Origin of the sequence: Burkholderia sp. Ac-20392, from assembly GCF_017104585.1 — a bacterium.
GTDB lineage: Bacteria > Pseudomonadota > Gammaproteobacteria > Burkholderiales > Burkholderiaceae > Burkholderia > Burkholderia lata.
Map to the genome: position 1 here is coordinate 78725 of NZ_JAAGPB010000003.1, position 8418 is coordinate 87142.

The window sequence follows — 8418 nt, forward strand, 5'->3', positions numbered from 1 at the left end:
AAACACCATCACTAAATTATTAGTAATAATTTCAAAGCATTTCTATACTTGCGTCGGCGTCGGGCACAACCCCGCGCCACGACACAGCAGCACGACGAGACGGTGACCGGAAGCGAATGCGCGCGAACCCGCCGCGCTGCCCGCTCCGCCCGTCCGCACCTCACACGCCTACCGTCCCGCGACGTTTCCCGTCCGGGCACCGCTTCATCCGCATCGAGTCACCAGTCGTCCGCTCCTCCTCATTGATACGGAGTCCAGAATGACTATCACGTCTCGCCTCAAGCCCGCCGCGCTGGCGATCCTCGTCGTGCTCGCCTCGTGCGGCGGCGATGATTCGTCCGCGCCGTCAGCCTCGGCGCTCGCCGCACGCACGTCCGTCGACGCCGCGTCGAGCGACAGCGCCGCCGCCACTGCCGCCGCCTCCAGCGATTTCATGAACACGGGTTACGGCGGCCCGTCCCGTTTCCCGAACCAGCTCGTCACGCTCGGCCTGCCGGGGCCGACGCCCGCGTTGCGCGTGTCGCCGCGCGGCGTGCCGCCGTACGCACCGCCGGCCCCGCCCGTCGCGACCGACACGCAGACGCTGACGCTCGCCGACTTCGATACGTACGGCCCGGCCTGGACGAGCGGCGGCGGCAACACGATCCAGATCAGCGGCACCAGCACGGACGGCGCGAAGCTCGTCACGAACGCGCAGCATCCGGCCTACGGCCACGCGTCGTATGAAGCGGACGTCACGATCGGCGCACCGGCGCCGGGCGCGACCACCGCGAACGCGGGCTTCATCGTGCACGTGACGAACCCGACGGTCGGCACCGACGCGCTGACGGGCTACTACATCGGGCTCGACGCGGTGCGCCACGTGGTGCAGGTTGGCCGCGAACAGGACAACTGGACCGACTTCATCGACTACCCGGCGCCCGCGGTCGTCGCGGGCAGCACGCATCACCTGAAGGTCGTCACGCGCAACAACGCGATCGACGTGTACGTGGACGGCACGCAGGTCATCAGCATCAACGACGCGACGAGCGGCCTGACGACCGCGCTGCGCGCGGGCGCGTTCGGGCTGCGCCGCTTCGGTGCGAGCGTCGCGTTCAGCAACGTGACGGTGAGCCGCTATCCGGACGTCGCGCCGAAAACGTACGACTTCTCGCGCGTGGTCGGCGCCGTGTACAACCCGTGGAATGCGGTCAACGCGATCGACTTCTGGGAGAACTACGATCCGGCCACCGTCGACCGCGAGCTCGACTACGCGCGGACGTACGGGATGAACACGATCACCGTGTACCTGCACTACCTGAACTGGGTCAACGATCGCGACGCGTTCCTCGCGAAGTTCGACAGCCTGCTCGGCATCGCCGCGCGCCACGGGCTGAAGGTCGCGCCGATCTTCTACGACGATTGCTGGCACGTCGATCCCGCGTACGGCCCGCAGGCCGCGCCGATCTTCGGCGTGCACAACAGCCGCTGGGTGCAGTCGCCCGGCCAGTCGGTCGAGCAGCAGTACCTGCAGCCGATCGCGGCCGGCGCGTCGACCACGTACAAGCAGGACCTGCAGCACTACATCGCCGATTTCGTGTCCGCGCACCGCAACGACCCGCGCATCCTGTACTGGGAACCGATGAACGAGCCGGGCTGCAGCGGCAACGGCGCGCTGCAGCCAACCCGCGCGCTGATGATGAACGACGCACGCATCGCGATCCTCAATGCGGGCGCCACACAGCCGATCAATTCGCCGAACGTGCAGGAACCGGAAGGCGACTACTTCTCCGATTTCCATGCGTTCCATCCGTACGCGAAGAATGCGACGACGCCCGACTACTCGCTGCCGCCGAGCCTGCTCGACAGCCTGAATTCGGAAACGCTGCAGCGCGGCTGGCCGGGCGGCCAGGCGGGACAGACGATGGCCGGCATTGCCGGCACCTACGGCGGCAAGACGGGCTTCCTCGTGTGGGAACTGATGATCGGCCGCACGAATACGCGCTTCCACTGGGGGCAGACGGCGTCCGCGCCCGCGACCGTCGAACCGGCGACGCCGTTCCAGGGCACGCTCTACCCCGACGGCCACCCGTGGAGCACGGCGGAGGTGCAGGCGCTCGCGAGCGCATTCAGCTCGCGGCTGCGCGTGCTGAACGCGACGTACTACAACGACACGACGTTCGCGACGCCGGTGTTCTCGTCGATCACGCCGCTGGTCGATTTCGACCTGAACACCGAGCCCGGCACCGATTCGCCGGATGCGTCGAAGGGGATGAATGCGACGAACTATGCGATCCGCTGGACCGGCGCGCTCGACATTCCGAAGGCCGACACCTACACGTTCAGCGTGACGAGCGACAACGTCGCGCGCGTGTGGATCGACGGCCGCAAGGTGATCGACAAGGAACAGCCGGGGCTCGCGACCGCGAAGGGCCGCCTCCACCTGGCGCAGAAGCGCAACGTACCGATCCGCGTCGAGTACGTGCATGCGAGCGGGCCGGCCAGCATGCATCTGCAATGGTCGAGCCCGAGTGCGGGCCGCGACAATCTGGTGCGGGTCGCGCAGCGGCCTTTGACGGACGCGCTCGCGCAACAGTAGGCCGCGTTCGCATCAATGCCCGTGACGCCGTTGCGGCGTCACGGGCGCTCAGGCAATGCTCACACGCGACCTTACTTCAACCGACCCGACAGGAACTGCCCGAGCCGTTCGCTCTTCGGATTCACGAGAATCTCCTGCGGATCCCCTTCCTCCTCGATCTTGCCCTGATGCAGGAAGATCACGTGATTCGACACGTTGCGCGCGAAGCCCATCTCGTGCGTGACGACGACCATCGTGCGGCCTTCCTCGGCGAGCTTCTGCATCACCTTCAGCACTTCGCCGACGAGTTCCGGATCGAGCGCCGACGTCGGCTCGTCGAACAGCATCACTTCCGGCTCCATCGCAAGCGCGCGCGCAATCGCCACGCGCTGCTGCTGGCCGCCCGACAGGTGCGACGGATACATGCCCTCGACGCGCGGTGCGAGGCCGACCTTCTCCAGGTACTTGCGCGCCCGCGCGATCGCTTCGTCCTTGCCGACGCCGAGCACGGCCATCGGCGCTTCGATGATGTTCTCGAGCACCGTCATGTGTGCCCACAGGTTGAAGTGCTGGAACACCATCGACAGCTTGGTGCGCATCCGCTGCAGCTGCTTCTGGTCGGCCACGCGCAGCGAGCCGTTGCGGTCGCGGGTGGTCTGGATCGGCTCGCTGCCGATCGTGATCTGCCCGGAGCACGGCTGCTCGAGGAAGTTGATGCAGCGCAGGAACGTGCTCTTGCCGGAGCCGCTCGAGCCGATGATGCTGATCACGTCGCCGGCCTTCGCCTTCATCGACACGCCCTTCAACACCTCGTTGTCGCCGAACTTCTTGTGCAGGTTGTCAACGGTAAGCTTGTACATGCTGGGTCCTTCCTTGCGAATCTTGCGAAAGCGTTAATGGCCGCGCGGCGAGAGGTACGCGAGCCAGCGCGTCTCGAGCTTGCGGAACGCCCAGATGAGCGTGAACACGACGATGGCGTACAGCACGGCTGCGATGCCATAGGCCTGGAACGACATGTACGTCGCCGAATTGACGTCGCGCGTGACCTTCAGGATGTCGGGCACGGTCGCGGTGAACGCGAGCGTCGTCGCGTGCAGCATCAGGATCACTTCGTTGCTGTAGCTCGGCAGCGAGCGGCGCAGCGCGGAAGGCAGGATGATCCGCGTATAGAGCTTGAAGCGCGACATCCCGTAGGCCATGCCGGCCTCGATCTCGCCGGCCGACGTCGCCTTGATCGCACCCGCGAAGATCTCGGTCGCATACGCGCATTCGTTCAGCACGAACGCAAGCAGCGTGCAGTTCATCGCGTTGCGGAAGAACGTGTCGAGCAGCACGTGGTTGTGCACGACCTGCAGGCTGTAGATGCCCGTGTAGCACATCAGCAGCTGCACGTAGAGCGGCGTGCCGCGGAATACGTATGTATAGAGCCACACCGGGCCGGAAATCCAGCGGTTCGACGATGCGCGCGCGATCGCAAGCGGCACGGCGAGCGCGAAGCCCAGCGCGATCGACACCACCAGCAGCCACAGCGTGATCGCGAGGCCGCTGAAGCGGTAGCCGTCGGTGTAGAGATAGCTTTGCCAGTACTGGCTGACGAGTTCGATCACAGTGCGAGCCTCCGGACGCCGACGGAATAACGCTTCTCGAGGTGATGCAGCACGACGTTGGAGACCGTCGTGATCGCGAGGTAGATCGCGCCTGCAGCCAGCGTGAAGAAGAAGAAATCGAGCGTGCTCTTGCCCGCGTCCTGCGACGCCTTGACGACGTCGGCGAGGCCGATGATCGACACGAGCGCGGTAGCCTTGACGAGCACCTGCCAGTTGTTGCCGATGCCGGGCAGCGCGAAGCGCATCATCTGCGGGAACAGGATGCGGCGGAACACGCGCCAGCCGCTCATCCCGTACGCGAAGCCCGCTTCGAGCTGGCCGCGCGGCACCGCGAGGAACGCGCCGCGGAACGTCTCGGTGAAGTACGCGCCGTAGATGAAGCCGAGCGTGATGACGCCGGCCACGAACGGATCGATGTCGATCTGGTCCCAGCCGAGCATGTCGGTGAAGTTGTTCAGCAGGATCTGGATCCCGTAAAACAGCAGCAGCATCAGCACGAGGTCCGGCACCGCGCGGATCAGCGTCGTGTAGAAGGTGCCGATCGACTTGAGCAGGCGGTTCGTCGACAGTTTCGCGCTTGCGCCGATGAGGCCCAGCACGAGCGACGCAGCGAGCGACAGCACCGCGAGCTTCACGGTTTCCACCGTGCCGGCCCACAACAGCGGGCCAAATCCTTGGAAGATCATATGAGGGATCCAGAACGATGTGGCTGGATTTTCGACAGCCATTAACCCCGCATCAAACGATATCTGCGCACTACCTGATGCAGCCTGCTCATCAAGTCGGACGCATCACGCGAAGCGGGTTGCACCCACGACTGACGCGGCGCGCACCGTAACCGACGCGCGCCGCACGGACCGTCAGCCGCCGTAGACGTCGAACGCGAAGTACTTCTTCTCGAGCTTCTTGTACGTGCCGTCCTTGATGATGTCGGCGATCGCGTGGTCGATCTTCGCCTTCAGGTCGCCGTCGTCCTTGCGCAGCCCGATGCCGGCGCCGTTGCCGAGCGTCTTCGGATCGTCGATGTCCTTGCCGGCGAATTCGAAGTTCGCGCCGCGCGGCGTCTTCAGGAAGCCGATGTCGGCCTGCACCGCGTCCTGCAGCGCCGCGTCGAGACGGCCCGACATCAGGTCCTGGTACACGCCGTCCTGGTTCTGGTAAGGCACGACCTGCACGCCCTTCGGCGCCCAGTAGGCTTTCGCGTAGGTTTCCTGGATGGTGCCCTGCTCGACGCCGACCGACTTGCCCTTCAGCGATTCGGCCGTCGGCTGCAGGTTCGCGCCCTTCTTCGTGACGAGACGCGTCGGCGTGTTGAACAGCTTGTCGGAGAACGCGATCTGTTCGGCGCGCGCCGGCGTCATCGACATCGACGACAGCACGCCGTCGAACTTCTTCGCCTTCAGCGCGGGAATCATCCCGTCGAAGTCGTTCTCGATCCACACGCATTTCGCCTTCAGGCGGGCGCAGATCTCGTTGCCGAGATCGACGTCGAAGCCGACGACCTTGCCGCTTGCGTCCTTCGATTCGAACGGCGGATAGCTGGCGTCGACGCCAAACCGGATCGTCGACCAATCCTTGGCGTGGGCACCGACCGCGATGCAGGCAAGGGCAATACTGAGCGCGAGTTTCTTCATGGCGTTCCTGTCAGAGGCGAACTGGGCAGGGGTCCCGTCGGGCGGCGCCGCCGTGAACCCTTCCAACCCGGGGATCGCCCCTTCCGGCGACACTCCAAGTTGTACATACAACTTTGCCTTTTCAGCAGGTGCGCCAGCAATCCGTGTTTATCTCTAATTGTCGGCGGAATAGGATCGTGCGTCGCAAATTTCCTTATATTTCAATTAATTGCGAATTACACCGAGCTAAACAACAGCTTTCTCCGCGCACCGGCGCGCGGCCGGGCGCAGGCTTTCACTTGTCTAGACCTGGCAAAAGCGCCCCGCGCGGCCCGTCCGCCATGCCGACCGTTTCCAGACCGACCAGCCGGTAGCCGAACTGAAGTTCAGTCAGCAGGTGCCGCGGGCGCGCCGGCACCGGTTCGAGCTTCTGCCGCAGGTTCGTCATGTACACGCGCACGTAATGCGCGCGATCCGCGTCGTGGATGCCCCAGACCTCCGCCAGCAATTGCCGCGCGGCGACCACGCCGCCCCGCGCGCGAATCAGCGCGGCGAGCAGCCGGAATTCGAGGCGCGTCAGGTGGACCGGCTCGCCGCCGCGCGCGACTTCGTGCTTGCCGAGATCGACGGTCACGTCGCCGAACCGCACGATCGACGACGATTGCCCGTCGGCCGACACGAACGCCGCGCGCCGCAACTGCGCGCGCGCCCGCGCGAGCAGTTCGGGCACGCCGAACGGCTTCGGCAGGTAATCGTCCGCGCCCGCATCGAGCGCCGCGACCTTCTCCACCTCCTGTTGCCGCGCCGACAGCACGATCACCGGCACCGTCGACCACTCGCGCAGCTCGCGGATGAAGGTCTTGCCGTCGTCGTCCGGCAGCCCGAGATCGACGATCACGAGATCGGGCTTGCTGCTCGACGCATACATCCGCGCCTCGCGGGCCGTCGACGCCTCGCAGGTGTCGAGCCCCTCCTGTTCCAGCGCCATCCGCACGAAACGGCGGATGTCCGATTCGTCCTCGACGATGAGTACGCGCGATCTGATCATGTCCGGCTCTCGTGTTCGATGTCGGGCGGCGCGCCCAGGGGCAGGCGAATCTCGAACCGCGCGCCGTGCGGATCGAGCGGCACCGCGCGGATCGAGCCGCCGTGCGCGTTGACGATGCTGCGGCAGAGCGCGAGCCCGAGCCCCACGCCGCTGATCGACGATTCCTTGCGTTCGCGCTCGAACGGCTCGAACAGCGGCTCGGTGTTGCGCGCAATGAAGCCGGGGCCGTCATCTTCGACGAAGACGTAAAGCGTTTCGCCGAACACGCGCGCGCGCACGGCCACGGCCGCGTCCGTCCCCGCGTACTTCGACGCGTTGTCGAGCAGGTTCATCAACACGCGCTCGATCAGCAGCGCGTCGACGTCGATCAGCGGCAGGTCGGCCGGCAAGTCGGCACTCACGTCGCGACCGGCCAGCACGCCCGCCGAATGCGCGAGCGCGCTGCCGACGATCTCGTCGAGCATGTGCCATTCGCGATTCAGCCGCACGCCCTCGCTCTGCATGCGGGCGAGATCGAGCAGGTTCACGACGAGCCCGTGCAGCGCCTCGGCCTGGTTGCGGATGCCGTGTGCGAGCGCGGCCGGCTGCCCGTCGGCCAGCCGCTCGGGCCGCTCCAGCGTCTCGGCGAGCCCGCGGATCGCGGTCAGCGGCGTCTTCAGGTCGTGCGACACCGCGGCGAGCAACGCATTGCGCATCCGCTCGCCTTCGATGCGGACCAGCGTGTGCTGCGCGACGCCGACGTAGTGCACGCGTTCGAGCGCCATCGCGATCGACGAGCACAGTGCGTCGATCAGGCGGCGATCGTCGGGGTCCGTGGGGACCGGCTGTGCGTCGCCGAACAGCACTAGCACGCCGCGCACGCGCATCGGCGCCTTCAGCGGCAGGTACTGCGCGGCCGCGCGCTCGAACGGCGGCAGCCCGCACCCGGCGCCGCGCGCATTCTCGTAGACCCAACTGGCGATCGGTGCCTCGACGAATCGCGCGTGCTGCGCCGGCATCAGATGGTCATCCGCATCCGGCAGCACGAGCGCGACACGCACGCCGAGCAGCGGCGCGATCGTGCCGGTGCAGATCGATGCGATCTGTTCAGTCTCGATCGCGGCCGACAGGTCATGTGCAACGCGCGCCAGCGCCGCCGAACGTTTCTCGTTCGCGCGCGCGGCCCGCGCCTCCGCACGCAGTCGCGCCGCAAGCTGGCCGATCGCGAGCGCGACGGCCAGCATCAGCGCGAACGTGAACACGTACTGCGTATCGGACACCGCGAACGACAGCCTCGGCTCGACGAAGAAGAAGTCGAAACAGCCGACGCACACGAACGCGGCCCACGCGCCGGCCAGCCGGCCGAGCCGCAGCGCGATCAGCACGACGGTCATCAGGAACAGCATCACGACGTTCGACAGGTCGAACACGCGCAGCAGCGCACTCGCCGCGAGTGTCGCCAGCGCGCATACGAGCGTGGCGAGCAGCAGCGGCACCGCATATTGCGACACCCACACGTGCGTGCGCGGTCGCGCTTCGCGCACGGCCAGCGTCGGCTGCTTGTCGGGTCCGGCCCCTGCGATACGGTCGGCCAGCGTCGCGCACGCGCGCAGC

7 protein-coding genes are annotated in these 8418 nt (G+C 66.4%); 1 reads left to right on the plus strand and 6 read right to left on the minus strand.

The genetic code is table 11. From position 1 onward, the window contains the following. Positions 1-259: 259 nt before the first annotated feature. Entirely contained in the window at positions 260-2578 is a 2319-nt protein-coding gene (locus G3N99_RS01135) for a PA14 domain-containing protein (protein ID WP_206121398.1), read from the plus strand. A 71-nt stretch (positions 2579-2649) separates the two neighbouring features. Here the strand turns inward: G3N99_RS01135 and G3N99_RS01140 are convergent, their stop codons facing one another. From G3N99_RS01140 to G3N99_RS01165, 6 genes are all read right to left on the minus strand, one after another. Then, the gene (locus tag G3N99_RS01140) at positions 2650-3417 is read right to left on the minus strand and encodes an ATP-binding cassette domain-containing protein (protein ID WP_089447253.1); all 768 of its coding nucleotides are present in this window, start codon (positions 3415-3417) and stop codon (positions 2650-2652) included. 33 nt (positions 3418-3450) lie between these two features. Beyond that, a complete protein-coding gene (locus G3N99_RS01145; protein WP_043178033.1) occupies positions 3451-4164 on the minus strand; it encodes an ABC transporter permease in 714 nt (237 codons plus the stop codon). Continuing rightward, on the minus strand, positions 4161-4850 hold the full coding sequence (locus G3N99_RS01150) for an ABC transporter permease (protein ID WP_174938870.1): 690 nt from the start codon (positions 4848-4850) through the stop codon (positions 4161-4163). Before G3N99_RS01150 ends, G3N99_RS01145 begins: the two co-directional genes overlap by 4 nt. Positions 4851-5024: 174 nt before the next feature. Continuing rightward, a complete protein-coding gene (locus tag G3N99_RS01155; protein WP_174938872.1) occupies positions 5025-5798 on the minus strand; it encodes an ABC transporter substrate-binding protein in 774 nt (257 codons plus the stop codon). Positions 5799-6072: 274 nt separating this feature from the next. Beyond that, positions 6073-6825, minus strand: a complete 753-nt coding sequence (locus G3N99_RS01160; RefSeq protein ID WP_174938874.1) for a response regulator — start codon at positions 6823-6825, stop codon at positions 6073-6075. After that, the coding region (locus G3N99_RS01165) for a DUF4118 domain-containing protein (protein WP_206121399.1) at positions 6822-8418 on the minus strand (1597 nt) is incomplete at its 5' end. The genes G3N99_RS01160 and G3N99_RS01165, both read right to left, overlap by 4 nt.